At 44.0% G+C, this 24,489-nt stretch carries 25 protein-coding genes, 1 other RNA gene and 1 riboswitch; of the genes, 6 read left to right on the top strand and 20 right to left on the bottom strand.

The annotated features are described in order from the left end of the window. Positions 1 to 26: 26 nt before the first annotated feature. From H70737_RS10105 to H70737_RS10070, 8 genes are all read right to left on the bottom strand, one after another. On the bottom strand, positions 27 to 1,199 hold the full coding sequence (locus H70737_RS10105; protein ID WP_042186874.1) for a serine hydrolase domain-containing protein: 1,173 nt from the start codon (positions 1,197 to 1,199) through the stop codon (positions 27 to 29). Positions 1,200 to 1,498: 299 nt separating this feature from the next. After that, on the bottom strand, positions 1,499 to 2,347 hold the full coding sequence (locus H70737_RS10100; RefSeq protein WP_042186872.1) for a DUF6612 family protein: 849 nt from the start codon (positions 2,345 to 2,347) through the stop codon (positions 1,499 to 1,501). A 117-nt stretch (positions 2,348 to 2,464) separates the two neighbouring features. Next, positions 2,465 to 2,556: riboswitch (cyclic di-GMP riboswitch) on the bottom strand. Between the two features lie 209 nt (positions 2,557 to 2,765). Continuing rightward, entirely contained in the window at positions 2,766 to 3,566 is an 801-nt protein-coding gene (locus H70737_RS10095; protein WP_042186870.1) for a Cof-type HAD-IIB family hydrolase, read from the bottom strand. Between the two features lie 273 nt (positions 3,567 to 3,839). Then, positions 3,840 to 4,604, bottom strand: coding sequence for a pseudouridine synthase (locus H70737_RS10090; protein WP_042186868.1), 765 nt, complete (start codon positions 4,602 to 4,604; stop codon positions 3,840 to 3,842). Between the two features lie 2 nt (positions 4,605 to 4,606). Further along, positions 4,607 to 6,133, bottom strand: a complete 1,527-nt coding sequence (locus tag H70737_RS10085) for an RsmB/NOP family class I SAM-dependent RNA methyltransferase (RefSeq protein ID WP_042186866.1) — start codon at positions 6,131 to 6,133, stop codon at positions 4,607 to 4,609. A gap of 102 nt (positions 6,134 to 6,235) precedes the next feature. Then, positions 6,236 to 6,688, bottom strand: coding sequence for a DUF309 domain-containing protein (locus tag H70737_RS10080; protein WP_042186863.1), 453 nt, complete (start codon positions 6,686 to 6,688; stop codon positions 6,236 to 6,238). Then, the gene (locus H70737_RS10075; protein WP_042126350.1) at positions 6,678 to 7,490 is read right to left on the bottom strand and encodes a GTP diphosphokinase; all 813 of its coding nucleotides are present in this window, start codon (positions 7,488 to 7,490) and stop codon (positions 6,678 to 6,680) included. Before H70737_RS10075 ends, H70737_RS10080 begins: the two co-directional genes overlap by 11 nt. A gap of 30 nt (positions 7,491 to 7,520) precedes the next feature. Then, complete coding sequence (locus tag H70737_RS10070; protein ID WP_042186861.1) at positions 7,521 to 8,615, bottom strand: quinone-dependent dihydroorotate dehydrogenase; 1,095 nt, start codon at positions 8,613 to 8,615, stop codon at positions 7,521 to 7,523. A gap of 211 nt (positions 8,616 to 8,826) precedes the next feature. Here H70737_RS10070 and H70737_RS31025 point away from each other — a divergent pair, with 211 nt between their 5' ends. Then, positions 8,827 to 8,964 (top strand): hypothetical protein, encoded by a 138-nt coding sequence (locus H70737_RS31025; RefSeq protein WP_167348489.1) that lies wholly within the window; start codon positions 8,827 to 8,829, stop codon positions 8,962 to 8,964. On the opposite strand, the gene H70737_RS10065 is transcribed toward H70737_RS31025, so the two are convergent. The 3 genes from H70737_RS10065 to H70737_RS10055 form a co-directional block, all read right to left on the bottom strand. Then, complete coding sequence (locus H70737_RS10065) at positions 8,961 to 10,394, bottom strand: L,D-transpeptidase family protein (protein WP_042186859.1); 1,434 nt, start codon at positions 10,392 to 10,394, stop codon at positions 8,961 to 8,963. The genes H70737_RS31025 and H70737_RS10065 overlap by 4 nt on opposite strands. A gap of 134 nt (positions 10,395 to 10,528) precedes the next feature. Beyond that, a complete protein-coding gene (locus H70737_RS10060) occupies positions 10,529 to 10,771 on the bottom strand; it encodes a ferredoxin (RefSeq protein ID WP_042186857.1) in 243 nt (80 codons plus the stop codon). Positions 10,772 to 10,921: 150 nt separating this feature from the next. Then, a complete protein-coding gene (locus tag H70737_RS10055; protein ID WP_371915713.1) occupies positions 10,922 to 12,253 on the bottom strand; it encodes a DNA polymerase IV in 1,332 nt (443 codons plus the stop codon). Between the two features lie 179 nt (positions 12,254 to 12,432). On the opposite strand from H70737_RS10055, the gene cimA reads away from it, so the two are divergent. Next, the gene (cimA, locus tag H70737_RS10050; RefSeq protein ID WP_042186855.1) at positions 12,433 to 14,052 is read left to right on the top strand and encodes a citramalate synthase; all 1,620 of its coding nucleotides are present in this window, start codon (positions 12,433 to 12,435) and stop codon (positions 14,050 to 14,052) included. Between the two features lie 96 nt (positions 14,053 to 14,148). Here the strand turns inward: cimA and H70737_RS10045 are convergent, their stop codons facing one another. Then, the gene (locus H70737_RS10045; protein WP_042186853.1) at positions 14,149 to 14,712 is read right to left on the bottom strand and encodes a TlpA family protein disulfide reductase; all 564 of its coding nucleotides are present in this window, start codon (positions 14,710 to 14,712) and stop codon (positions 14,149 to 14,151) included. 150 nt (positions 14,713 to 14,862) lie between these two features. On the opposite strand from H70737_RS10045, the gene H70737_RS29750 reads away from it, so the two are divergent. Further along, positions 14,863 to 15,345 (top strand): M67 family metallopeptidase, encoded by a 483-nt coding sequence (locus H70737_RS29750; RefSeq protein WP_052404236.1) that lies wholly within the window; start codon positions 14,863 to 14,865, stop codon positions 15,343 to 15,345. Here the strand turns inward: H70737_RS29750 and H70737_RS10035 are convergent. The 3 genes from H70737_RS10035 to H70737_RS10025 are packed head-to-tail and all read right to left on the bottom strand — an operon-like array spanning position 15,327 to position 18,580. After that, complete coding sequence (locus H70737_RS10035) at positions 15,327 to 16,076, bottom strand: exonuclease domain-containing protein (protein ID WP_042186851.1); 750 nt, start codon at positions 16,074 to 16,076, stop codon at positions 15,327 to 15,329. The two genes, H70737_RS29750 and H70737_RS10035, sit on opposite strands and share 19 nt — an antisense overlap. After that, entirely contained in the window at positions 16,073 to 17,146 is a 1,074-nt protein-coding gene (locus H70737_RS10030) for a DUF294 nucleotidyltransferase-like domain-containing protein (RefSeq protein ID WP_042193620.1), read from the bottom strand. The genes H70737_RS10035 and H70737_RS10030 overlap by 4 nt, the downstream gene beginning before the upstream one ends. A 39-nt stretch (positions 17,147 to 17,185) precedes the next feature. Further along, positions 17,186 to 18,580, bottom strand: a complete 1,395-nt coding sequence (locus H70737_RS10025; protein ID WP_042186849.1) for an ammonium transporter — start codon at positions 18,578 to 18,580, stop codon at positions 17,186 to 17,188. Positions 18,581 to 19,126: 546 nt separating this feature from the next. Between H70737_RS10025 and H70737_RS10020 the strand changes: the two genes are divergently transcribed. Beyond that, a complete protein-coding gene (locus H70737_RS10020) occupies positions 19,127 to 19,561 on the top strand; it encodes a MerR family transcriptional regulator (RefSeq protein WP_042186848.1) in 435 nt (144 codons plus the stop codon). 35 nt (positions 19,562 to 19,596) lie between these two features. Beyond that, a complete protein-coding gene (locus H70737_RS10015) occupies positions 19,597 to 20,268 on the top strand; it encodes a zinc metallopeptidase (protein WP_042186846.1) in 672 nt (223 codons plus the stop codon). Between the two features lie 35 nt (positions 20,269 to 20,303). On the opposite strand, the gene H70737_RS10010 is transcribed toward H70737_RS10015, so the two are convergent. Both H70737_RS10010 and H70737_RS10005 read right to left on the bottom strand, forming a co-directional pair. Then, positions 20,304 to 21,218 (bottom strand): glutamate biosynthesis transcriptional regulator GltC, encoded by a 915-nt coding sequence (locus H70737_RS10010; RefSeq protein WP_042186843.1) that lies wholly within the window; start codon positions 21,216 to 21,218, stop codon positions 20,304 to 20,306. 4 nt (positions 21,219 to 21,222) lie between these two features. Next, positions 21,223 to 21,858: a rhomboid family intramembrane serine protease gene (locus H70737_RS10005; protein WP_042193618.1), complete on the bottom strand. Its 636-nt coding sequence runs from the start codon at positions 21,856 to 21,858 to the stop codon at positions 21,223 to 21,225. 116 nt (positions 21,859 to 21,974) lie between these two features. Between H70737_RS10005 and tpx the strand changes: the two genes are divergently transcribed. After that, on the top strand, positions 21,975 to 22,493 hold the full coding sequence (tpx, locus tag H70737_RS10000) for a thiol peroxidase (RefSeq protein ID WP_042186841.1): 519 nt from the start codon (positions 21,975 to 21,977) through the stop codon (positions 22,491 to 22,493). A gap of 298 nt (positions 22,494 to 22,791) precedes the next feature. Here the strand turns inward: tpx and H70737_RS09995 are convergent, their stop codons facing one another. From H70737_RS09995 to H70737_RS09990, 3 genes are all read right to left on the bottom strand, one after another. Beyond that, positions 22,792 to 23,181 (bottom strand): DUF1499 domain-containing protein, encoded by a 390-nt coding sequence (locus H70737_RS09995; protein WP_042186839.1) that lies wholly within the window; start codon positions 23,179 to 23,181, stop codon positions 22,792 to 22,794. A 159-nt stretch (positions 23,182 to 23,340) separates the two neighbouring features. Then, positions 23,341 to 23,532, bottom strand: a non-coding RNA gene (gene ssrS, locus H70737_RS30215) — 6S RNA. A 104-nt stretch (positions 23,533 to 23,636) separates the two neighbouring features. After that, a complete protein-coding gene (locus H70737_RS09990) occupies positions 23,637 to 24,461 on the bottom strand; it encodes a YesL family protein (RefSeq protein WP_042186837.1) in 825 nt (274 codons plus the stop codon). Positions 24,462 to 24,489 lie beyond the last annotated feature (28 nt).

Genomic DNA, 24,489 nt, shown 5'->3' with positions numbered 1-24,489 from the left:
ATATCTCACAACATATAATCTTATTCTTATTCGAGTCCGGACCAGATCACATTGTTTGTACCGAAAATCGCTCTACCGTCCCATATATTTTTATGAAAAGGGATATACCAAACGGCAATCAGCTGTTCAACCGGATCAACGACCAAAGAACAAGACCCCCATCCTTCATGAAAAAAAGTGCCTTCAGAATAAGATGTACTTTCATTATATCGAAGGTCTGGCCCAAGACCGTATGGTCTATCTGCTCCTCCATCTCCCCATGCGTAGTTTGGAAGTTTTTCAGAATTGAACCGCTTGGTCATTTTCTGAACAGCCATCCGACTTAAGATATGACCACCTTCGTATTCCCCATGGTTAAGCAGCATGATTCCGAACTTTTGTAGATCATTAACGGTTGAATACATTCCCCCACCAGTTCCGGGAGTCTTGATTTCTTCCTCAGACCTTTGTTCTTCATCCGTAATTTCCCCGTTTTGCAGCTTCTGAAGATATTCCTTGGCTTCTTCCGAACGAATAGCGATCCTACCAGCTTTCTCAGGCGGTATATCAAAGAAAGTATCTGTCATGCCTAACGGTTTTACAATGTTGTCCATTATGTAATCTTCTGCAATAACACCTGTTATTTTCTCGATAATTGCACCAAGAACCACGTATCCGAACGATGAATACATCCATTGAGTCCCTACCGGAAAACGAATACCATAGGAAAGTCCAGCTTTAATCCAGTTTTCTTTTCCAAGCTCTGATTCATAAATATACCACCATGCACTTTTATAGTAGGTATCACTTATAGTGCCATGATCAGGTGCGATGCCGGAGGTATGCGTCAGTAAATGAGCAATTGTAATCGGCTTAAAAGGATCGGCATCAAACTCCGGAAGAATAGAACTAACTGGCTGCCCCATAAAAATTTCACCATCATCTGCTAGCTGCCAGATCGCTGTTGCCGTAAACAGCTTAGTAATAGAAGCGATTCGAAATATTGTATCCGTTTTCAACTCTTGGTCGCTATCTTCTTCGTAACTGAAGCGTCCCCCCGCTCCATTAGCAAATATTTTTCCATAACGACTAAGAGAATAAATATAGCCATCGGCTACTTTCTTATTACAGAGATCCTCATAAAAATGATTAAGTGCCTCTAATCGGTCCTCCCTGTAATTCACTTCGTTCAGCTTGCTAAGCTCTGTGGATGATAACATTATTCGCACTCCCCCTATCAATCATTAAAAAGAATAGCAATTCTCAAAAATGTAAATTTAACCTAACTTATAATACCTTTTCAATATAATAGTTACAACATGATATTTCATACACTATTAAATTAATTCAGATTATTAATCACATAAATAGCATGTACTAAAATCCTAATAATTGGTAGGTCAATTTTATATTTATTTATTTTTTACATATCTCACTTCCTGTTGGCTACTGTCATGAATGGAGCAAAAAGCGCTGTTCTACTGAACAGCGCTTTTTACTCCATATGAAAACGACCTTATTATTCTAGTTCGGCGGGCTTTACAATGGTTGTACCTTTGTTATTCTTGGAATACTTAGCTTCGATTTTCGTGTTGTATGTATCCTTTTCTCCATCACTTATCAGCACATAACTCAGATCGACTGTCAGTTTTTCCGTCTGCCAGGTCTTAGTATTGACGAATAATTTCCACGTTACGCTTTTGGGTTGAACTGTCTCACCATCCCAGAGGTTCTCCTGGTCATAGAGCTTGATTATTCCCTTAGCTGCTGTCGGATCGGTTACCGTGAATTGCAGGACTGTCTGAGCACCAGCAGTGCTGACTTTCATAGATTTTTTATAATTTTTTACCGAATCAAGCATGGAAACAGGATCGTATTGACCTTTGGAGTAAAAAGAATCCCACTCCATCTTCTCCAGTCCAATCCAATACTGTGCATCAGGATCGATTGGCTCACCGTCATCGTCGTAACCTTCATCTTCAGATTCATCGATCAGTTCACTTCCGTCTACAAGATAGTAAAACTCCTTGTCATTGGCATATAGACTGTACGATGTTTCTAAAAGACTACTATCAACGGTGCCGGCTGCAGCAAAATTCGGCAGTCGATTAATATCCAGCTTCAGTGTGTTAGTGTTGCTGATACGTACCCCACCGCTCTGAATATCCTGTTTTTTGATCACATCTAAGTGAAAATTCTTTATTGCTTTAGAGGCTGCCGTTACTTTGCTAATCATTTGATCCGCGGTTACTGCTGTTGTGGTAGCGGCAGACACGACTTCAGGATTAGACATCCATCCGATCGTTCCGGACAGCAATAAAGCACCTACTGCCAAACTAGTGCCTATTGTTTTGAAAAAACTGTTCATGAACTTCCCCTTTCGGCCCCTTGCGATAATGTAACGCCGTATAGGTCGAAATAATAAAAGAGCTCAAAATTGACTACATATTCTTAGAGCTATCCTTTATGCTTCATAAGACATCCCTATGGCGGCCTGGCGATCATTTCCTTCTGTAGAAAGGCTTTAGACCCATGGCTTTGTGTCATCATCTTTCGATGATTTTACCTTTAACGCGGACATTCAATTAGTTTTAATTAGCTTACGGACGCATGACCCACCGCTAATTTTATCATGGTTATAATTACCTGTAAACGACTTATCTTCCATTTCTATTTACCTGTCGATTTACTCGTATCCTTATGTCAACGTAAAAAAAAAAGCATAAAACAGGACTCCAGTCCGCTTTATGCTTTGCATCTAAAATTATTTTACAGGATCAAAAAGATTAGGATAAACAATATTTAACCAGCGCATCACGCACACCATGCTCATTGTTCGAACCCGTAACAGCATTCGCTGCCGCTTTTACCTCTACAGGAGAATTATCCATCGCCACGCCCATCCCCGCATAGGTAAGCATAGAAATATCATTAAAATAATTACCGATTGAGAGGACTTCTTCTTGCGGAATTCCCAGCTTCACAGCGAGATTTCTTAATGCGTTTCCCTTAGAAGATTCGGGATGCATCAAATCAACGAAAAATTCACCACTCCGCAAAATATTGTACTCAGGAGCCCAAGTACGCCATTCACGTTCAGCTTCGTCAAGGATTTCTGGCTGTGTAAATACAGTAAACTTAACAACCGGTTCACGGAAATCTTCCCATGCGGGCAGCGTCGCTGGCACAATACGGAAGTGCTCATACATATAATTAGCTTCTTTAGTCAGATTCTCTACATTATCAACATACATATCAAAAGCAGTATTCACATCATAATGAATATTGTGCTTACGGCAATAGTCAATATAGGGGTCAAGACCACGTGCATCCATACCATATTGGTGCAGCACTTCTCGATCTTCCACTCGTACCGTCGCTGCTCCATTGTGACCAAGCACGTAACCAGTCAGCCCCATTTCCTCCATGAAAGGAATCGAGTTCTGTGGACTGCGTCCCGTACACAATACGATTTGACCGCCAAGACGTGTAACCTCAGCAATAGCTTCCTTATTCTCAGAGCTTAAGTGGTGATCATCATTTAATAGCGTACCGTCCACATCTAGTGCAATCAGTTTGTATCTCATACTCCACCATCCTTGTCTTTCTTTTTCTATATATAATTGAACTTGAGGCTTTTTGTGTTAAGTGTCAGTCGCAACTATGGTGAATGTTTGGACTTCCAGCCGCTGTTGTTTCCAGATTTCTTAATTTATACCGTTTAAAAGCGGATGAAATCCGGAAACAAAGGCGGTCGCTATCGCTCTTACAGTTCCAAAATTCCCCTCCGTCTCTCCCTTCTCTTATCCCAAGTTTCCAAATTCAATATATATATATCAATTTATATATCATTTTCTCTACTATCCTTCTGACCCATCTGCGCCTAAGAGTGCCAGTTCCTCTAACGTCAGTTCCCGACAAGCTCCAAGCGGCAGACTATCATCCAGCTTCAATTCTCCCATAGATACGCGTTTCAGAAAAGTGACTTTTTTGCCTACCGCCTGAAACATACGCTTCACCTGATGAAATTTCCCCTCAGTGATGATAAGTGAAATATGGGAAATCACTTTGCTGCCGCGCTCTCTTCCAAGAATGGTTAAGTGTGCAGGTAAAGTAAAGTAGCCATCTTCCAGCTCCACCCCTGCTGCAAAAGCCGCGACATCATCCGCGTCTACATCGCCCTCGATGGTTGCCTCGTACGTTTTCGGGACATGCTTACGTGGCGACAGCAATTCATGGGCAAGCTTCCCATCATTAGTGATCAGCAGCAGTCCCACAGTATCCTTATCTAGCCTTCCTACAGGAAACGGTTCAAACTGTGCATACTCATGCTTTAAAAGATCCAAAACCGTCCGATCCCGCTTGTCCTCCGTAGCTGACAGGACACCCGGGGGTTTGTTCATCATAAGATATATGAATTCACGGTAGGTAACAACCTCTCCCCCTACCTCTATTTTATCGGCATAAGGATCCACATGGAACCCACTATCTTTTACCACGGTCCCGTTCACCAATATTAAGCCTTGTTTAGCTTGTTTACGGATATCACTGCGCGACCCCACTCCAATATGGGACAACACTTTATCTAATCGTTGTTTTTTGGCGGGCTTACCTGATTGGCTCATTGTTACATCCACCTCCAGCCTGCGGGATATTCGTTCTTGAGTATGCCATCCTGCCACTTACCCCAGCCTGCGCTGTAGCCATCAATGCAGACCAGAACGTATCCCTTTTGGGCACTTCCTATTCTAATAGAGAGACGTTCTTGAGAAATCGACAACGTCTCTCCTTTAAGATAGGAAATAGCTTCATGATTCGTACTGGAGAGTGAGACACTTCGGCAGCTTTCTTCCTGATGCAAAGCTGTAGCCATTGGATGCCCTGGAATAAATCTTCCGTTACGGATTTGTCCTACATACCATCCCGGGCGGATCGTCTTTAATCCATTTAGTCTTTCCTTAGGAAGTGGAGAAATGTACAGATGGTCACCGAACAGAACCGGATATCCTTGCGGTTCCCAACCAAGCTGATCTCGCACAAAATTTCCATACGCAGTCAAAGCTTGCTCGTCACCTGAAACTTGCCGACCACGGTCAGCGCCACCAGTAGGTTTGTGAGAGGGTTTCCCTTCTTTCCCCCGTCTTCCTTCTGATTTATTGGATGATTTAACGTGTGCTGCACTTTTTGGAGTAGTAGTTCTTGCTCTTGCAGATTCGTTTAACTTGACCTCTAAGTGATCACGTTCCTCCATTGAGCGCTTAGTTCCCCCATGTTGCAATACAGCCATGAAATGTCCTTCGCCTTTCACCTTATGCGGCCACAGTCTTGCTGTTCCTGAGAGTTCTCCGAAGCCAGGAGCGAATGAGCCTGTACCTCCTACCGTCACCACTGAGAATTGTGGATGTTCAGAAATAAACTCGGCTATAATTTCCTCATTTTCTTCTGTAGCAAAGGTACAGGTGGAATAGACAAGTGTACCTCCCGGTGCCAATGCTGTTGCAGCAGAACGTAAAATATCCCGCTGCATGGAAGCATATTTGGCAGGTGTACCTGAATCCCACTGCTTCACCATGTCTTCATCTTTACGGAACATCCCTTCACCAGAGCAGGGAGCATCAATCAAGATCTTGTCAAAAAAAAGCGGGAATGCAGCCGCGATATGATCTGGACTTTCGTTCAGTACAATACCATTACGAACCCCATACAGCTCCAGATTTTTAGCTAGAGCTTTAGTCCGTTCTGGATGAAGATCATTACTAACCAGCAATCCTTTACCTAACAGCTTGGCTGAAATCTGCGTAGATTTCCCCCCAGGGGCGGCACATAAATCAAGTACACGATCACCTGGTTCAATATTAAGCAATTCCACAGGTGCCATCGCACTCGGCTCTTGAATGTAATATAAACCTGCGTGGTAGTGAGGATGTTTACCAGGTCTAGCCCCATTCTCTGTATAAAATCCTGTCGGACACCAAGGAATGGGTTCCAGTCCCAAAGTAGAAAGAGCCTTTAAGCTCTCCACGGAAATCTTCAAGGTGTTAACACGGACGCCTCCGTATGGGGTTTCCTTATAAGAATCCGCAAATTGATTATAATCTGTTCCCAGCATGTCCATCATACGCTCGCTGAAAGAACTGGGCAATTGTGCCGCCATGATGCCGTCCTCCTGATAGTATTGCAAAAATTTAGGTGTTTAAAGATTCAAGGAACACCCCTACGGGTGTCCCTTATACAATACTCATATATAGAGGATCTTTTACTTACGATGAAAGGATGTCGGTCTCTGAGGACCACGTCGTTGAGGATTATTCGGTGTGATAGCTACAGCTGCATTCTCCACTTGGTCCGCTAGACTCGGATCAACAATCTCTATGGTCAGATCGTAATAAGAAAATGGCCGCTCATCATATGATGCTAAGCGCCGAACATAATCTTTCACTTCCTCCACGAGTTTCGCCAGATTAATGCCGAGTGTCGCTGCTGGATATTCTTCCAGTTTGGCAGAAGCACCACTCAGCATAATAGCTGCACCGCGCACATTCTGATTGCGAAAATGGTATAACCCTACCGCTACTTGGAGAAGTGCTTTGTACAAAGGATCTCGTTCCTGGGCAAGCCACAGTTCTTCGAGTACCTCGTGACATTCGAAATAATCCCTGTCACGATTAAAGTACACTAGGTATTCCAAGTACAATGGTTCATAAGCCATCCGGCAAACTATCCTTTTTAGCTGCGGAAAGAAGTCCCCGCACATGATCTAGAAGTTCCTTCATCGCTTCCATATCCTGAACCTGCCATATTTCGTTAAAGCGAGCCTGCGTATCTATAGCCTCATTCACCAAGTGATAGAAATACAATTGATGAATGGCCTTGAGAATCTGAGTGGTCATATTCGAGTTTTCCTCGAATGTCTTCTGTGCTTCCAGAATCTCTTCCCGAATACTGGACATTTCACTGTCGAGGATCGATGCTGCTTCAGCTGCCGTCTTTAGTCGAACACGCATTTCATCGGGTAGACTCTCCCGATATTTATAGTTCAGGGAATGCTCTATGGTAGCCCAGAAATTCATAGCTAGCGTACGAATTTGGATCTCCGCGAGCACAATTTTCTGGCCAAGCGCTGTTTGCACAGGATATTTAATAATCATATGGAAGCTGCGGTAGCCGCTCTCTTTATAATTAGTGATGTAATCCTTCTCATAGAGTACTTCAAGATCCTTACGGGCCCGGATATATTCCGCCACTCTGCGGATATCCTCTACAAATTGGCACATGATCCGAATTCCTGCAATGTCTTCAATCCCCGTCTCCAGATCTTCCATCTTCACATTCAGCCGTTTAGCCTTTTCCAGAATGCTTGACAGCCGCTTTACACGCCCCGTTACGAATTCTATCGGCGTGTATTCCTCTCTTTTCTTCAACTCCGAACGCATTGTTTTGAATTTAACTTTCAATTCTTCCACAGTCTGTTCATATGGAAGCAAAAAAGTTCCCCAGTCCCTGCCGTCCATCGCCTTCGTCCTCCTGTCCTTTCGTCTCCTTCAGTGATGATCAGCGCCCACTGCTTCAGAGATATGACTGAATCCATCCCGCCGTAATAGCTGCCGTAATCCGGCATGCAATTTGCGGTTAACCTCCGGTCCTTCGTAAATGAGAGCTGTATAAATTTCGACCAGACTCGCACCTGCTCTTATCTTGTCATACGCATCCTGACTGGTGAAAATGCCGCCTGATCCTATGATCGGCATCTTCCCTTCCGTCTGGCGATAAATACTGCGAATGATCTCCGTTGAGCGGTCCCGCAGCGGTTTGCCGCTTAAGCCCCCCGTCTCATTAGCCTTTTCATGACTAAGTCCATCACGGTTCAATGTAGTATTCGTAGCAATAATACCATCCATACCAGCTTCTGTCAGTGTCTGAACCATATACTCCAGCTCTTCATCAGTTACGTCTGGTGCTATCTTAACCAACAAGCTTTTGGTAATCCCGGTCGCTTTACGCTGAATCTCCATTTCTTCCTTCACTTGAGCCAGCAGGAACGATAATTCACTGCCATGCTGGAGATTGCGAAGACCAGGTGTATTCGGCGAGCTGATATTGACCACAAAAAAATCACCGTACGGATAAAGCGTACGGATGCACTGACGATAGTCTTCATGAGCCGCTTCATTACTAGTTATCTTATTCCGGCCAATATTAACTGCTATAGGAATTCTCCGATTCTTTAATTTCTTCAGACGCTGTGCCATAGCATCAGCCCCTTCATTATTGAAGCCCATTCGATTAATCAGTGCTTCATCCGAAGGAAGACGGAACAAACGAGGGCTATCATTACCTGGTTGACCCTTAGGGGTAACCGTGCCCACTTCCATAAATCCAAACCCGATCGAAGAGAATCCGACTACCGCATCGGCATTTTTATCTAAACCTGCAGCAAGTCCAACTGGCGTCGGGAAATGCGTGCCAAACAGATCAACCGCTAAATCCGCCGTTTCAGGAACTCCGTACATTAAACGTAGCGCCGCGCTTCCACCTGGCACTGATGACGATTTATCCAATCCACCTATGACGAGATGGTGAGCCTTCTCGGGATCAATCTTGAAAAAAATTGGTTTACCAAAATTACGATACAACACCGTTCTCGCTCCTTAAGGGGTACTTCACTAATCCACGTGTCTACCCGTTTCTGTAGGTTTCTTCTTAATTTTAGCCTTTTCTTGAACAAAAGAAAAGTATTTTACAGTGCGAGTATGTTGAGTACATAACGCAGAGTATAGTAATTTTGTTGTAAACGCATTACAATATAGGTGTAATCAGCGATTAAGAGAGAAAGAAGGTATGCCCAATATGTCTACTAAACGTAAACCACCAACTTTGCAGCAAAAGAAAGAAGAAGTTAACCGTAAAGCGCTAATGTGGATTGGCGTCAGTTTAACTTTACTAATTCTTCTAATCATCGTTCTGTTTATCGTTGCAGGAAACTAATTCAGCCAGTGGTATACTTTGTGGGGGTTGGTCTGATCATGCTTAGCAGTAGAGCTGAAGCGTTTAGCCGGCACAAGCTGCTTTTCAGGCAGAACCCCTTTACTAATCACTACTGTTGTACCTTTAGGAATCAGCGCGAAGAGCTCCTCCACATCTTCTCGGCCCATTCGAATACATCCAAGGGATTCATCCTTACCAACACTGTCAGGCTCATTCGTGCCATGAATAGCATAATTACTGTCCGAAAGCTGAAGCCCTCTGCTACCGAAATCCCCATCATCTCGACCATTTGGATTGACGACTTTATCTGTAATCACGAAATTCCCCTCTGGTGTCTTATCTCCGCCAAGTCCTACCGCATAATTTCGTAGAATAATAGAACCGCTGACTACCGCCAACCGGTGATTTTGTTTATCCACAACGACCTTCAGCGGCTGATCAAAAAAAGGAACGTCTCTCGCAACACTTCCACTCACACTTAATGCTGTCGGTATAGTCCTCACACCATCGTTAGATGAGCTTGAAGGCTCCGCTATGTCTTCTGTTCCCGGTGCCATCTTGTTCTTAGCCACCGCTTTAAGAGGGCTGAATTCCCGCTTCATGACGGTTGTCGTCCCACCTATCCAGTTCTCAGGAAAAGATCCCGTCAAATCCGCTAATGTATCTGGAAGCTTCCCTTTAGCATCTTGATAAGCCCGGATTGCACTCCATAGTGTGGCAAGCTCCTCTTGGTCACCCTGCCATTCTGCTCCATCCTTGGCGAGTTGCCCATGCTCTGGCGGCTCACATGCACATGCCTTAGGATCGTAAGACTGATATACCATCCGTCCCTTTCCATTCTTTTGCAGTGTGAAATTTAGCGGAAGCTTCTCTTTCCAGAGCAGCCATTTTCCCTCTCGCTCCATCCCTAACACAGCAACTTCAAAAGGTTCTTTACGCATTAGCATTTTCGCCATTAACTTTCCTTGCGAAGCCTCAGTTCCATTTTCTTGCGCTGTATACATCACTTTTTTCGCCTCAATAACCGGCTCTTGGACGGAGTCTTTTGGATCTGGCAGATCTTTGACTTCTGGAGCTGCCGTGTCTTGAAGGACTTCTTGTTCTTCAGTAACACCAATACCCGGAGCCACTGCTGAAGGTACCATTAACAGTATAAGAAGCATTAGCGCCAGTGATATGTATCTCAATCTTTGTTGGCCGCGCTCACGCTGGCGACTCGCTTGCAGCAATCCATCTTCGTATTCGCGCAGCATTTCAGCAGGTACCTTACTATGCTCGAAAGCCTCATACACTTCACCAGCCTGATTGAAGCAATAATTAGCTTTTCCATGTTGACCGTTCTTATAGTATTCCTTCCCCAGCAAGTACCATGCCATTTTGTTATCTGGGTGCATCTGTACATATGCTTTGAGGTGCTGTGAGTTCTTCATCGGAACCTCCGAGAGTTTATAATTCCTACTTTATTAATATCGGTCAGACACAGCAAAAAAGACATCCCTAGCCGAACAAAATGTTCGCAGAAGATGTCTTTATCTGGTGTCGCACGTTACTCTTTATCGAGTAATTAACCTTCTTTGTTAAAAGGTTCGTCCGCAATTTTAATGGAGTCGGTTGGGCAACCATCACAGGAATCTTGGAGATCATCAAACAAATCGTCCGGAATCGCTGTCACACCGCAGTTTCTGTCATTTTCGTAAATAACTTCTGCCAAACCTTCGTCATCGTAATCAAAAATATCAGGAGCCGTTGCGCCACATGCACCACAAGCGATACAAGTGTCTTTTTCGACCCAAGTGTACTTAGCCATTTTTTTCTCTGCCTCCCGTTAAGCAATGCTGCGCTGTTGAACCAGCGTCTTATTTTTCTCATATTAATATAAAAAGAATACAATTTCAATTGATTTTCAATACGTTTGCATTTCTGACGCATTCTATAGTATCAATTTCGACACGTTTTATCAATCTTTATCTGACTCAACAGACAACAGATTATCCTTTTGCAGTGAGGTGCCTCGTTCCTTATGATTACGTAGCCTTGCAGAATGGGTGTCACTTAACATCCCAGCGGTCAAAACTGCATTTTCACCAAACTTATTGCGAAGCATATCCATGGCCTTGGTCAGTGACTCTTTCTTAGGCTGCTGTTCGTAATCGAACAAATCCAACTGTATTGCAGAATCCTCTTTAGCGATCAATCCTTGCAAGGTCACACCAAGCAGTCGAACAGGCTTCTCACCATTCCAATGTCGAACATAAAGATCACAGACAGACTTGTAGATATCTTCTCCACTCTCTGAAGGCGCCTCAAGCTGCCGCGAACGAGTAATGGTCTTCATATCCGGTGTCCGAATGGTAAGCTGCACACCTGAAGCCACAAGCCCTTGCTTTCGCAAGCGCCGCGCTACCTGATCACTTAGATTCAGCAAAATGGGGCGTACCTCAGCAAGGCCAATAACATCCCGCGGCAGTGTAGTGGTGTGTCCGATCGACTTACTTTGCTCTCGCTCAGGATTTACTATCCCATGATCGATGCCGTTCCCTGCACGCTTTAGCCATGAGCCCATAACTCCAAAATTCTCAACCAGCATTTTCTCATCAGACGCCGCTAATTGACCAATGCTGTAAATTCCCAGCTTACGGAGCTTCTCTGCCGTTTTTCCACCGATACCGAACATTTCATTACATGGCTTATCCCATAAAATCTTAGGTACATCCCGCAGCCGCAGCACCGAAATACCATTTGGCTTTTTTAAATCCGAAGCCATCTTCGCCAGGAGCTTATTTGGAGCAATACCAATGGAGCATGGCAAGCCCAATTCTTCCATTATACGGCGCTGAATAGTTTCCGCAATTTCCATAGGCGTACCGAATTGCCTGGAGCCAGTTATATCTAAGTAACATTCATCTATCGACACTGCTTCCAGTAATGGTGTATAGCTATAAGCAATCTGCATAAACGCATTAGAATATTTGCGGTATAAATGGAAGTCCGGCTTAATAACGATAAGCGATGGACAAATACGTAGCGCCTTCTGAACCTGCATACCCGTCGAGATCCCCAATCTGCGGGCGACATACGAACAAGTAACAATAATCCCTTTCCGTAATTCAACGCTACCCGCAACCGCAGTAGCCTTACCTCTGAATTGGTCAGGATCCTCTGCCTCATGTACCGAGCAATAAAAAGCATTCATATCCACATGCAGGATAACCCTGCCACTCGTTGGATAATACTGATCAACATTCTGCACAATATCTACCTTCTTATCCTCAGGGTCTCTATTGTCCAATTTAGAATACCTCTCCGCTGCGGTTAGGTCAACTTAAGAGGCTGTAAAGTTCTTTGTTACATTCCCGCGTAAAAATGCTATAATGTATAAATTCATTTCCCTTGCCAATGCTTCCGATGTGAGTTTTGCACGAAGTGAATCCGGAAGACGAAGCTTACAAAACTTTTAGGAGGACACTCATGTCTAAGTCCATCTCCATCTTCGATACTACATTACGCGACGGCACCCAAGGTGAAGGCATCAGTCTGTCGGCTGACGACAAGCTGAAGATTGCCAAGAAGCTCGATGATCTGGGTGTGCACTATATTGAAGGTGGCATCCCGGGAAGCAACAATAAAGACATTGAATTTTTTAAAAGAGTCAAGGAGCTTCATCTGAACGCCAAAATCACAGCGTTCGGCAGCACACGGCGGAAGAATTCCTTGGCCGAAAACGATGACAATTTAAAACGTATGATTGATGCAGGAGTTCCTGCTGCTACACTCGTCGGAAAGTCTTGGGATTTTCATGTACACACTGCATTACAGACTACGCTTGAGGAGAATCTCGCCATGATTGGCGACTCCATATCCTACTTGAAACGCAAAGGCCTTGAAGTAATTTTTGACGCCGAGCATTTCTTTGATGGATACAAGAACAATCCTGAATATGCAGCAGCCGTTCTGTCCAAAGCCCGGGAAGCCGGAGCAGATTGGCTTGTAATGTGCGATACCAACGGTGGAACATTGCCTTTTGAAATTCATGAGATTGTTACCGCTCTGGCTGGGCAGCTACCTGGAGCAAATCTCGGAATTCACACTCACAATGACTGTGAGCTGGCGGTAGCTAATACACTTAGCGCCATCGGTGCTGGAGCACGGCAAGTTCAAGGTACCATTAATGGTTACGGCGAACGATGCGGCAATGCCAACTTATGTTCCATCATCCCTACCCTTCAGCTCAAAATGGGATACCACTGTATTCCTGGTGATTCTTTACCGCAGCTTACGAACACAGCACGCTATATTAGTGAAGTTGCCAATGTTAATCTGCCGGTAAATCAACCTTATGTCGGAAATGCAGCTTTCGCACACAAAGGTGGAATCCATGTCTCCGCCATCATGCGTGATTCACGGACCTATGAGCACATCGCTCCTGAGCTTGTCGGGAATAAACAACGTGTGCTGGTCTCTGAACTGGCTGGACAGAGCAATGTGCTCTCCAAGGCGCAAGATATGGGTTTGAATTTGGATCCAAGCAGCGAGCAAGCTCGCCGGGTGATCGAGAAGATCAAAACGATGGAGCATCAGGGGTATCAATTCGAAGGTGCCGATGCCTCGCTGGAGCTATTACTTCGGGAAGCTACTGGCGAGATGAACGAAACCTTTACCTTTGAATCCTTCAAGATGTTAGTCGAAAAAACCGCAGAGCATCCAGTTGTATCTGAAGCCTTCGTTAAACTGAAGGTTGGCAATGAGAACCTTTATACAGCTGCTGAAGGTAACGGTCCGGTCAATGCACTCGACAACGCTCTTCGTAAAGCGCTGCAGACCTACTTCCCGCAATTGAAGGAAATGCATCTATCAGACTATAAAGTCCGTGTTATAGATGAACAGGATCAGACTGCTGCGAAAGTACGGGTATTGATTGAATCCAAGAACTTCACAGACACTTGGAGTACGGTAGGCGTCTCCAGTAACGTCATTGAAGCCAGCTGGGAAGCGCTTGTTGACAGTATGCGCTACGCACTTCTGAATCAACTCTCGCTGGAAAATGAACAGTCTGGAAGTACTGAACCTAGAGGCCTGGTGAATCATTAATTCATACCTTTCATAAGCATTCATATGACGAAGAACCCCCTTCAACAGTTTAACTGTAATGAAGGGGGCCTTTTATAATTCTTTGGTGTAGATCCTTTATGATTCGGTAAGCTTGATAATTTTTTTCTCCAGTTCTTCCGGACTAAGAATGCCCAGAATAATCTCTGAGATCACTCCATTCTTGTCAATAAGCACATTGGTAGGAAATACTGCTCCGTTATATTTGCTGTACACCTCATCTTTCACATCAAACATAACCGGGAACACAAGACCGTATTTCTTAATAAAACGTTCTGCATTGGGTTTATAATCCTGACTACTCACATTAATACCGTAAATATCTAGAACATCCTTATACTTAGTGGCCATGGTGTTAAGCTCCGGAGCTTCCTCCTTGCAGGGATCACACCATGAAGCCCAGAAATTAACGAGGACTGCCTTCTCTCGCGGTCCGTCAACTACATATGTAGCCCCATCCGTTCCTTGGAGTGAAAATGAGGGAGCGAGCAGTCCAGCCTTGGGTCCTATTTTCATTGGCGGCTCATCTTGTTGTCCAAAAACAGCGGTAGCCTTCGGCTCACGATTATGCCACACCGCAAACACAACTACACATACAATAAGAATCACTATCGTGATATTCAATTTATTTACTGCTTTCATAGGGATCTGTTCCTTTTCGAATGGAATAGTTTTCTACTATTGTACCCTCATTAACTTCAATTTCAAACCATCCATTTTTTAGACAAAAAGAAAAATAAAAAGAGGGTATCGTCAGCGACGAAACCCTAATGAAGAGAGAGGGGTGAACAAATGGCAGCATTACAGGGAAATGTCCAGCCTATAAGACTGAAATATTCCGTACAGCAAGCACTGGGGAAGCACTTGCTGTCCAGTTACCCGCATGAAGCATGCGGTGTCCTGCTGGGTGCTGCCGCAGCGGGTGGCATGCTCATCGATACTTACGTACCTATGCGCAACGTAGCGCCAGACCCGCTGCACACATTTGCTCCCCACCCTGAAGAGTGGATTCATGTTCTTTACAATGAGCCGACACTCATCGGTTTATTTCATTCCCACCCAAATTCAGAACCTGTACCTTCGGTTGCCGATTATAAAGGATTAGCAGCACTTGGATCTGAATTTAAGGTCTACCTTATTGGTTCTCCCAGAACTGAAGATGGCTGCTCTCCATTTCTGAATGGATTTTATATTGAGCGGTATTCTAATGAACAAGGAACATCTTTCCCTTTCCCTGAACTATCTCATGCCCCGCTTCACGTTCTACTTAAATAAGCATATAAATCGCCTAAGGTATCTACTTGGCCCCGCTCCGAAATTTCGCGAAGATAAGCCACCCACAGCCGGGCTGTCATTTTGGCATCCTCTAATGCATTGTGACGTCCATGAATCGGAATTTCATGGACAAATAACAGTTCATCGAGTGTATAGTTATTTCGCTGCGGCTCGAGCCAACGTGCAAGCATCATCGTGTCCAGCACCCGGTGTGTAAGCTGAACTTTAGAAGTTCTCCATAGCGCGGCATTGAGAAAAGCTTTATCATGCGAGCTTGCATGTGCCACTAGCACATTTTGCCCCACAAAGGACATGAAATTATGAAGGCCATCAATTAAGGAAGGAGCGGACCCAGTCATCTCTTCCGTTATCCCTGTTAACCTCGTAATATCTTCTGGAATTGCCGTCTGACAATTCACCAAGGTGTAAAAGCATTCATCTTCCTTAATTTCCTCTCCAACAACCTTAATTGCACCAAACGACATAATTTCATCTCCATGCTGATGAGAAAATCCCGTCGTCTCTAAATCAAATATAACCGTCTCCAGTTCAGACAGCGGAGTACGCAGCACCTCAGGACGACGCTTCTCACGCATGAGAGATCGGATATAGGCCATTTGCTGCGCAGTCTGATGAGCAGTTTCTCCCCCTCTCATCGAAGCGATTGCCGACGGCATTCCACCTTGTCTCAGGTTGTTCCAGAATCCTCCATTCTTGCTTGGCTCCCTCATGTTCGCCACCTTTCCGCTGAGCGGAGCTGACGCTGCAACGCCCGATGAAGGCGTCTAACAAGCAGCAGACTTTCACGCAGCTCAGACAATAGCTGCTTTTTCTTCAGTTCACTCTCAGCAATATAATCACTGCTGATTAACAAGCCATTCTGGACACTAAATGGCGTGTTCACTCGCATCCGCATCGCCAATAAGAAAGCTCGCCGAATATCATCCAGATGTTGATATTTGTGAAGTCTTTCAAGCTCTTCAATTCGCTCTAAGGTCGAGCTAGCTCTAATATGATGCAATAATGATAAGCGTCTAACAATGTTCACTACCGGGATATAGACTCCATACTTAATGTCAAATCCACCTGCATAATCCCCAAAGCGCTCTGTTAACACCTGTCCCAGCAGATTTAAAGTCGCTTTATGGCGGACTGTATTGCGAAGAACAGCCACAGACAACTCCTCATTGTCAATAAACCCCTCATAGAAAGCCTCTTGCCACAATGCTGATAACTCCGTACTTCCCGCAACATGACGCATATCTGAAGAAATGATAAGATACCGAATTGGCTCCCATTCCAACTGGGTTCTCCATTCCTTCAGCTGCTCCTTCCATTCCGATAACGTCTTCCTCCACATCCCTTGGGAGCACATTACTTTGCCTGCACATTTCTCATATCCCACTTCTTCAAGCAGATCGGATAACATCATTCCAAAAAATTCAAAGTATCTATTCTTCTCCCCATCCGGTTCACCCTCAACGATCAAACCATTATCCTGATCGCTCCACAGTGTAGCTTCCTGCCTTCCACTACTGCCAAACACAATAAAGGAATAAGCACAGGGAGGCGGGCCATAGCCCGCCTCTTTCATCTGCGCCTCACATATTAGTACTGCAGTCTCTGCAATAAGATCATGCATTGTATTCACACGAAACATCCATTCCTCAATCGGAAATACATTCAACTGTTCCAGTAGAATACTTTGGCAGGCAATTCGCCTCTCCCTAAGTTCCTGTGGCGAACCGGCTAAAACGATGGCCCTAAAGCTTTCTTCATCATACCCGTCTGTTAACTCCATCGAAGCCACACGGTCCGCCTCCCTATCTGAGGATTCATATTATTGTTTAAGGGTTTTGGATTCCGATTCTGCAATTAATTTCATTTGTTCAGGGTATCCGTAAGTACCATGCTCACTGATATCCAGACCCATCAATTCTTCTTCTTCCGTAACACGAAGTCCTGTTGTTACCTTCATTACATATAAGATAATGAATGAAAGCACGGCTACGAAAGCAAATGTTCCTACTACCCCAAGCACTTGAACACCCAGCTGGTGGAAACCTCCACCGTAGAACAATCCTGCTTCCCCTACCAAAGCACCTTTAGTAATAAGATCCGGTGCAGCGAATAGACCCGTGGAAACCGCGCCCCACATTCCCGCAATACCATGTACCGAGAAAGCATAGATTGGATCATCAAGTCCTGCACGTTCCAGCCATTGGGAAGTCATGAATGTGAACGCACCCGCTACTAAACCAATAATGATTGCCGCCCATGGTTCAACGTAAGCACATGCACCAGTGATCGCAACCAATGCAGCTAGAACACCATTCAGCATTGCTGGAATATCAGATTTACCAAAATACAACCAAGAAGCAATTAATGCCGCCAAACCGCCTGCTGCTGCTGCGATATTCGTTGTTAATGCTACGTGACCAAAGAAACCTCCCATTGGGGACAAAGCACTACCTGGATTAAATCCGAACCAACCAAACCAGAGGATAATCACACCGAGTACAGTAAATACTTGGTTATGACCTGGAATAATAACAGGTTTACCTTCTTTATTAAACTTACCAAGTCGTGGCTTAAGCAATATGGTTGCTACTACCGCTGCAGTGGCACCTGTAAGATGGACAACCGTGGAACCTGCATAATCTTGCATTCCCAGCTCAGCCAACCAGCCGCCGCCCCATACCCAGTGTGCTACGACAGGATAAATTACGATTGAGAATAAAATTCCGAATATAATGTACACACTGATCTTTGCACGTTCTGCCATGCCTCCAGATACGATAGCTAAGGAAACTGCTGCAAACGCCATTTGGAACAAGAATTTAACATTTAAAGTAACATCAGAAAATGCAAGTGATTCAAATGAAGATGCTGTTGAATCTCCGCCATACAAGAAGCCTGTAGTACCGAAGAAGCCGTTACCGTTACCGAAGCCAAGTCCAAAGCCAACGGCCCAGAAACATACACTCGCAATGGCTAGTGTCAGTACCGTCTTACCGGCTACGTGACCTGCATTCTTCATTCTAACTGATCCTGCTTCAAGCATCGCGAACCCTGCTTGCATAAAGAAAACTAAGATGAATGCCAGGAAGGTAAACGCAGTATCCAATCCGACCTGCAAATCTGCATTTGTTGGACCGTCCGCCGCAAAAGCACTTACCGGATAAACCATCAGCGTAATCATGGCCAGTAACATCATCAACCATTTCTTTTTCATTTTTACCCCACTCCCCAATGTTATATTTTCTAACAAAGCATGAAACTCTTAATGTCATTATAATCAGAAGTCAGGTAAATTGACAAGACTATTTTTGGGAATGTTTTTATTTTATTTTCACTAAACTCACAAATTCTCCATAGTACACTTGGACTATCTCAGTATTTTAGGCCCATACAGCTATGAATTTATTGAAATAACTACGTGAAGATCCACTCTAATATTACTTTTTTATCGAATTATCCTTACTGATCCTCCAATAAACATAACATTAAATGTCATGTTTATAGTTAGGATTTATTAATGAGCATAATCGGTTCAAATTTGATATCACATGGAGTTTGAGTGTATTGTATATAAACAACGCATTTCCTTTCATGAATTAACCTCTCTTTAATGCATATACTTTATGAAAGTATGACGTTTGACTGTATGGTTTCCAGTTTGTTATCATTACAGATAGCATAATAGAAACCACCAATATAGGAGACGACTATCCTTTATGGACAGTCGAATTCGATTAGTGAGGCGAGGTAGCATGGGGATATGATTCTATATCGAATTGGAGAATTAGCTAAGGCTGCTCACATCAGTGAGCGCACCATTGATTATTACACGAAATTGGGGTTAATCTCCCCAGAGTCAAGAAGCACCAAAAATTACCGACTTTACAGTCATGAAACCTTGGTCGACTTAGAACGTATTAATCAATTAAAGCATGACAAGTATTCATTGGAAGAAATCAAATCCATGATGAGCAAATGGAGCGAGGCTACTCCTGAAACTGACGTATCTGATAAATTAGTCGAGCTTGAGCAGCATATGCAACGACTAGAACGTGAAGTAAAGGCACTTGAACCCATTATAAGCGGTCTGAAGCCGGGACAGGCCAGACGCGCGCTCTCTAACTTACTCCCACAAGGAGTGGCCTGCATGGAGGCGATTCGGCTTCTATTGCTTACGCAAGGACCGCCAATGTAAATACCATATTTACAATACAGTGGAGGAATGCAGCTATGGGAATGTATCTATTAGTAATTATCGCTTTTATTTTTTCATTATGGGCCCAGTTCAGAGTTAAAGGGACATTCAGCAAATGGTCCAAGGTCGCCAACTTAAACGGTCTGACAGGATATGAAGCAGCTAGACGCATGCTCGACGCAAATGGACTTCACGATGTTCCGATTGAGCCTGTAAGAGGTACGCTTTCTGACCACTATGATCCGATTCACAGAGTTGTACGCTTATCAGAGCCTGTTTATTATGAGAGTTCTATCGCAGCAGTCTCAGTCGCTTGTCACGAAGTGGGTCACGCCATTCAGCATAAAGTAAGTTATCCTATGTTAACACTACGTCACCGGATGTTCCCAGTAGTTAATTTTGCATCAGGTATAGCACCATTCATGCTTATGGCAGGATTTATATTCGGTTACTTTAATCTTGTAGGCCTTGGTATCATTTTCTTCTCGGCCGCTGTTGCCTTCCAGCTTGTGACGCTCCCAGTTGAGTTCAATGCCAGCAACCGGGCACGTCAAGTCATGGTAGAGCAAGGCTACATTCGTAACGAAGAGGAACGCGGAGTAGCCAAAGTCCTAAACGCAGCTGCATTAACGTACGTTGCCGCGGCGCTAGTCTCCTTACTCGAACTGCTTCGTTTGATTACCGTCTTTTTAGGTAACCGCGACTAATACAAAAATTCAGCACAAAAAGAAACCCCGGAAGGCTAAGAGCCAACCGGGGTATTATTTTGTCTCGCTTTAAAATAGGATATCAAAAAAGTCCGAAACGAACGTGCAACCAGCGGCAACTTACTATCTGTTCGGTAAATCAAACCAACCGTCCTCGTCACAGCAGGCTCCACAACCCTTACCTGAGCTGGCTGGAGAGGATTTGTCTGATAGAACGCCATCTCCGGCAGAAGGCTTACACCCATCCCTGCCGCCACTAAACCACGTATGGTATCAGTCTCCCCGCCTTCGAATGCAATCTGTGGTTGAAATCCCGCCTGCAAGCACGCTTGCCAAACGATCGGTCTCAAAGAATAACCTTGACTGAATAGAACAAACTTTTCATTCTGAAGCTGTTCCAGTCGGATCTCAGATTCTCCTGCCAGCTGATGATTCTGAGGAAGTATTGCAAATAACTCTTCAGTCATAACAATATCTCCAGAGACATGCTCATCATTTTCCGGAAAAGGCGAAATAAATGTTAAATCCACCTCTCCAGATAATACGTCCTTTATCAGCGAAGGGTAAGAGCCCTGCTTAAAGCGAAACTTAACATGGGGATAGTGCTGGCGGAATTCTGCAACGATAGTCGGGATAAGATGAGTTCCAAGACTGTGAGGAAACCCTATACGAATCTCTCCACGTTCCGGATCTAGAAATTCATGCACTTCATTTACCGAATGTTCCAATTCCTTAAGAATACTATCCACCCGCTTGCAAAAGAGCTGTCCAACTGGCGTAAGCTGCAAATTACGCCCTTTTTGCATGAACAAGTCAACCCCAAGCTCTTGCTCCAATTGATGAATCTGGCGGCTTACCGCAGACTGCGCTACATGAAGTTCCTCCGCCGCTCTTGTCACATGTTCTTTTTGGGCTACCTTTAGAAAATATTGCAGCTGTCTTAGCTCCACTCCATCATCGCCCCTGTCTTAGGCTTTTTTTAAATATACGAATAATAAGTCCATATAGGAAAAAGCCAGAAACCAAGCCTCCGATATGCGCAACCCAATTCACCTTTGGTGTTGCAAACGACATAATAATCCCGATTACAAGCAAACCGTATAACGTCTTTCGCGAGCCTTCGTCCATCATCACCCGTTGAATAACAGCAATGTATAAAAATGCGCCATAGACGGCGTAGATTGCTCCAGAAGCACCTACCGAGACCGTACCTACCTCTAATACTGAGCGACTGCTGATTGCAATCGTTAGAAAATTCGCAAGAACTCCACCTACCACATAAAGAATTGCATATCGCCACCAGCCAAGCAGGCGCTCCAGAGGCGGTGCAAATACCAGTAGAGCGAAGCTATTAAAGAATAGATGGGAAAACCCATTATGTAAAAAAATAGCCGCCACATAACGCCACAGTTCCTCTTTATACGGGCTAACATCAACTATAGCACCAAAATCAACAAGTGTTTGTATATTGGTGGATCCACCATTGAACGCCATGAGCATAAACATAATCACATTAGCTACAATGAGAAGACATGTTACCGGGTAATACCGGAGATAACTTTTCCAATTTTCATACCGAATAAATATCATTACACCCATCCCTTTACATTTATATCTTGCTCTGTTGGACATCTCCCTGTAAATAAGATTATAATTTATTGTGGCAGTAAGAGCCAATATTACAATTCGAGGAGGAAAACAAGGATATGACGCAAGAAAGAACAGGCGTAGCTACTTTCAAAAGCAGCCCCATCACTCTCGTAGGACCCAAGCTTACAGCTGGTGATCCCGCTCCTGATTTTGTTCTAAGTAAGAATCTACTGGAAGAAGTGTCTCTTAGTGATTATGCCGGTAAAATCAAGCTGATCAGTGTTGTACCTTCTCTAGATACTGGTGTATGTGATGCACAGACCCGCCGGTTCAATAGCGAAGCTGCAGAGCTAGGTGACGATGTAGTTATCCTCACGGTAAGTATGGACCTACCATTTGCTCAAGCCCGCTGGTGTGGCGCTGCAGGGATCGATCGCGTAATCACTCTATCCGATCACAAAGCAGCCTCATTCGGACAAGCTTATGGCGTACTAATCAAAGAATTCCGGTTAGATATGCGTTCTATTTTTGTACTAGACAAGAACAACACACTCACCTATGTTGAATATTTGAGTGAAATGACCGAGCACCCTAATTACGAAGATGCTATAGCTGCTGTGAAGAGCTTGCTCTAATTCTCTAGAACAGTAAGTTAGCGGCCATTTTCGACAATACTTACTTATCACTGCAAGCATAAATGCCTTTGTCGTCCTTACAAGGGCGACAAAGTGTTTATGCGAGAAATATAAGACATAAAGTATAGGTGTAGAACTTATACTTTCTTATATTTTGAAAAAAGCGGAAGAAGGTCCATCCTTCTCCCGCTTTTTTTGTAATAGAAAGATTTATCGATAATATCCAGAGCAGTCAACATTTGCGTAAACGCATTCATACAATCCCTAAGTAAGAAGGTTTAGTAAGAATCTCTGAAAATTAGTCTGCTTTGTATTTTCCTAATTTTTTGTCCAAGGACGCATATAACCGCTGAATGACACGGTAATTAGCACCCAAATCACCTAGCGAACCTCTAGATGCAGAGTACATATCTACGCCACAACGTACAGGTGTGGTATTGAGCACAGAGACAGTAATGTCCAGTGTACGGCCGAATGCCGTTCTCTTCTCCAGAGTGATCTCACCTACTGACTCCACTTCATGAAGCACCTTGAATCCAGGAATCTTCTTAAGCGTTGATGAAACTTCCTCCCAAGCTTTGTCTTTCGTTAGATTGTAATAACGCGTTTTTAATGTCGGATCTTTTGCGCGGTCGCTTGTTCCATCATGACTACGGAATAAACCGACCAAGGTTCTTTTTAACGACAAAATTCTTCCCCCTCTACAAATCCCAAGTTCATTATTCTAAGTGTAACACTCTTGTCTCAGGAACAAAAGGGTATTACTCACTTTCTCCTTGTTCCAGACACACAAAAAAGCGCCCGTTCCCAACTTTCACGGGATACAGGGCGCTTTGGCCTAAACAATAGAAAACCCGCTTATGCCGTCCGGCTACAGTGTCTTCTGAACCTGCTAGAGCAGGTGGGTGATCGCAGAAAACGTTTTTGAATTCCCCAAGTCATATAGACAGGGCTGTTCAGCTGCGCTTCGTGTAGATCTCCCAAGACATTATCATTGGTTCAAAACAACGAGCAACCGTAACGAACATCGCAGGATTTGTTATTATTATATTGCGTTTTAACGAAAAAGTAAACCTGTATGCGCTTTATTTTACACTGGAATTAAATTACTGACGATTTCCGAGTGCTTAATACTCGTCTTTGTTAAATACGTTTTACATCTTTATCCTCAACATCATCTTCATAATCATCATCGTCATCGTCGTCATCCTCTTGATTGTTCAATGCAGCTTCTCGCTCTTCTTCCTCTTTCAGTTTCTTCTGCTCCACCTGCAATTGCAGTTTATTATAGGTAGCATAGAAGTTAAAGAAAGCAGCCATCGCAATCAACGTTGGAATACAGATGAAATACAGTGCTGGATATCTAAGACCAATATAAGCTAGCACTGCAGCTGCAATCAAAGTTGAGAACACGCGAATTGGACGTGCTATAGTCAGCAATATTGAGTTAGTCATCACTTGTTTAAAGCTCATTTGATAATGAACGACAATAGAAAAGAAGTTAAACATGGACACCGATAAAATAATCATGAGCACTAACATCAAAATACCAACAATTCTGAAGTTAGGCATTTGTGTCATGTAAACCGTTACATCGACGTACATAATAACGAACATCAATGTGTAGATAATTCCACCGAGCATACTTTTTAAATAATTCTCTTTATACCCCTGAAAAAACGTACGAAAAGTTCCTACATCCGTGTTCCCCATAACCCATTTGCGCACAACGGTAAATAAAGCCGCCGAAGCAGGAAATACTGTAAATGGCGCCAGAATCCCCATAGCCCAGTTCAATGTGAGCTGCTCATTTACTCCACCTGAGCTTGTCCCAAGCATCATCAATTTCATCAATCCAAAAAATAAAAACGGGGCGGAACATAGTGCCCATAAGATATTACTAGCTGCGATACGTGTAATCCATTCTGTGATGCGGTATAAACCACCCATTGCTCCTTTAAACTCCAATTCCCTTCCTCCTCTGTCTCTTGCATAC

Origin of the sequence: Paenibacillus sp. FSL H7-0737 (assembly GCF_000758545.1) — a bacterium.
GTDB lineage: Bacteria > Bacillota > Bacilli > Paenibacillales > Paenibacillaceae > Paenibacillus_AQ.
Note: the sequence above shows the minus strand (reverse complement) of the source record. Positions and strands in the feature narration are given on the sequence as shown.

Coding starts and splice junctions, on each gene's coding strand:
- H70737_RS10030 (WP_042193620.1), bottom strand. CDS start 17,146: ATGGAGTTAACAGACGGGTATGATGAAGAAAGCTTTAGGGCCATCGTT.
- H70737_RS10080 (WP_042186863.1), bottom strand. CDS start 6,688: ATGGCTTATGAACCATTGTACTTGGAATACCTAGTGTACTTTAATCGT.
- H70737_RS29750 (WP_052404236.1), top strand. CDS start 14,863: ATGGCAGCATTACAGGGAAATGTCCAGCCTATAAGACTGAAATATTCC.
- H70737_RS10090 (WP_042186868.1), bottom strand. CDS start 4,604: ATGAGCCAATCAGGTAAGCCCGCCAAAAAACAACGATTAGATAAAGTG.
- H70737_RS10035 (WP_042186851.1), bottom strand. CDS start 16,076: ATGAGGGAGCCAAGCAAGAATGGAGGATTCTGGAACAACCTGAGACAA.
- H70737_RS10105 (WP_042186874.1), bottom strand. CDS start 1,199: ATGTTATCATCCACAGAGCTTAGCAAGCTGAACGAAGTGAATTACAGG.
- H70737_RS10025 (WP_042186849.1), bottom strand. CDS start 18,580: ATGAAAAAGAAATGGTTGATGATGTTACTGGCCATGATTACGCTGATG.
- H70737_RS10005 (WP_042193618.1), bottom strand. CDS start 21,858: ATGATATTTATTCGGTATGAAAATTGGAAAAGTTATCTCCGGTATTAC.
- H70737_RS10085 (WP_042186866.1), bottom strand. CDS start 6,133: ATGGCGGCACAATTGCCCAGTTCTTTCAGCGAGCGTATGATGGACATG.
- tpx (WP_042186841.1), top strand. CDS start 21,975: ATGACGCAAGAAAGAACAGGCGTAGCTACTTTCAAAAGCAGCCCCATC.
- H70737_RS10100 (WP_042186872.1), bottom strand. CDS start 2,347: ATGAACAGTTTTTTCAAAACAATAGGCACTAGTTTGGCAGTAGGTGCT.
- H70737_RS10065 (WP_042186859.1), bottom strand. CDS start 10,394: ATGAAGAACTCACAGCACCTCAAAGCATATGTACAGATGCACCCAGAT.
- cimA (WP_042186855.1), top strand. CDS start 12,433: ATGTCTAAGTCCATCTCCATCTTCGATACTACATTACGCGACGGCACC.
- H70737_RS10045 (WP_042186853.1), bottom strand. CDS start 14,712: ATGAAAGCAGTAAATAAATTGAATATCACGATAGTGATTCTTATTGTA.
- H70737_RS10015 (WP_042186846.1), top strand. CDS start 19,597: ATGGGAATGTATCTATTAGTAATTATCGCTTTTATTTTTTCATTATGG.
- H70737_RS31025 (WP_167348489.1), top strand. CDS start 8,827: ATGTCTACTAAACGTAAACCACCAACTTTGCAGCAAAAGAAAGAAGAA.
- H70737_RS10095 (WP_042186870.1), bottom strand. CDS start 3,566: ATGAGATACAAACTGATTGCACTAGATGTGGACGGTACGCTATTAAAT.
- H70737_RS10075 (WP_042126350.1), bottom strand. CDS start 7,490: ATGGACGGCAGGGACTGGGGAACTTTTTTGCTTCCATATGAACAGACT.
- H70737_RS10020 (WP_042186848.1), top strand. CDS start 19,127: ATGATTCTATATCGAATTGGAGAATTAGCTAAGGCTGCTCACATCAGT.
- H70737_RS10060 (WP_042186857.1), bottom strand. CDS start 10,771: ATGGCTAAGTACACTTGGGTCGAAAAAGACACTTGTATCGCTTGTGGT.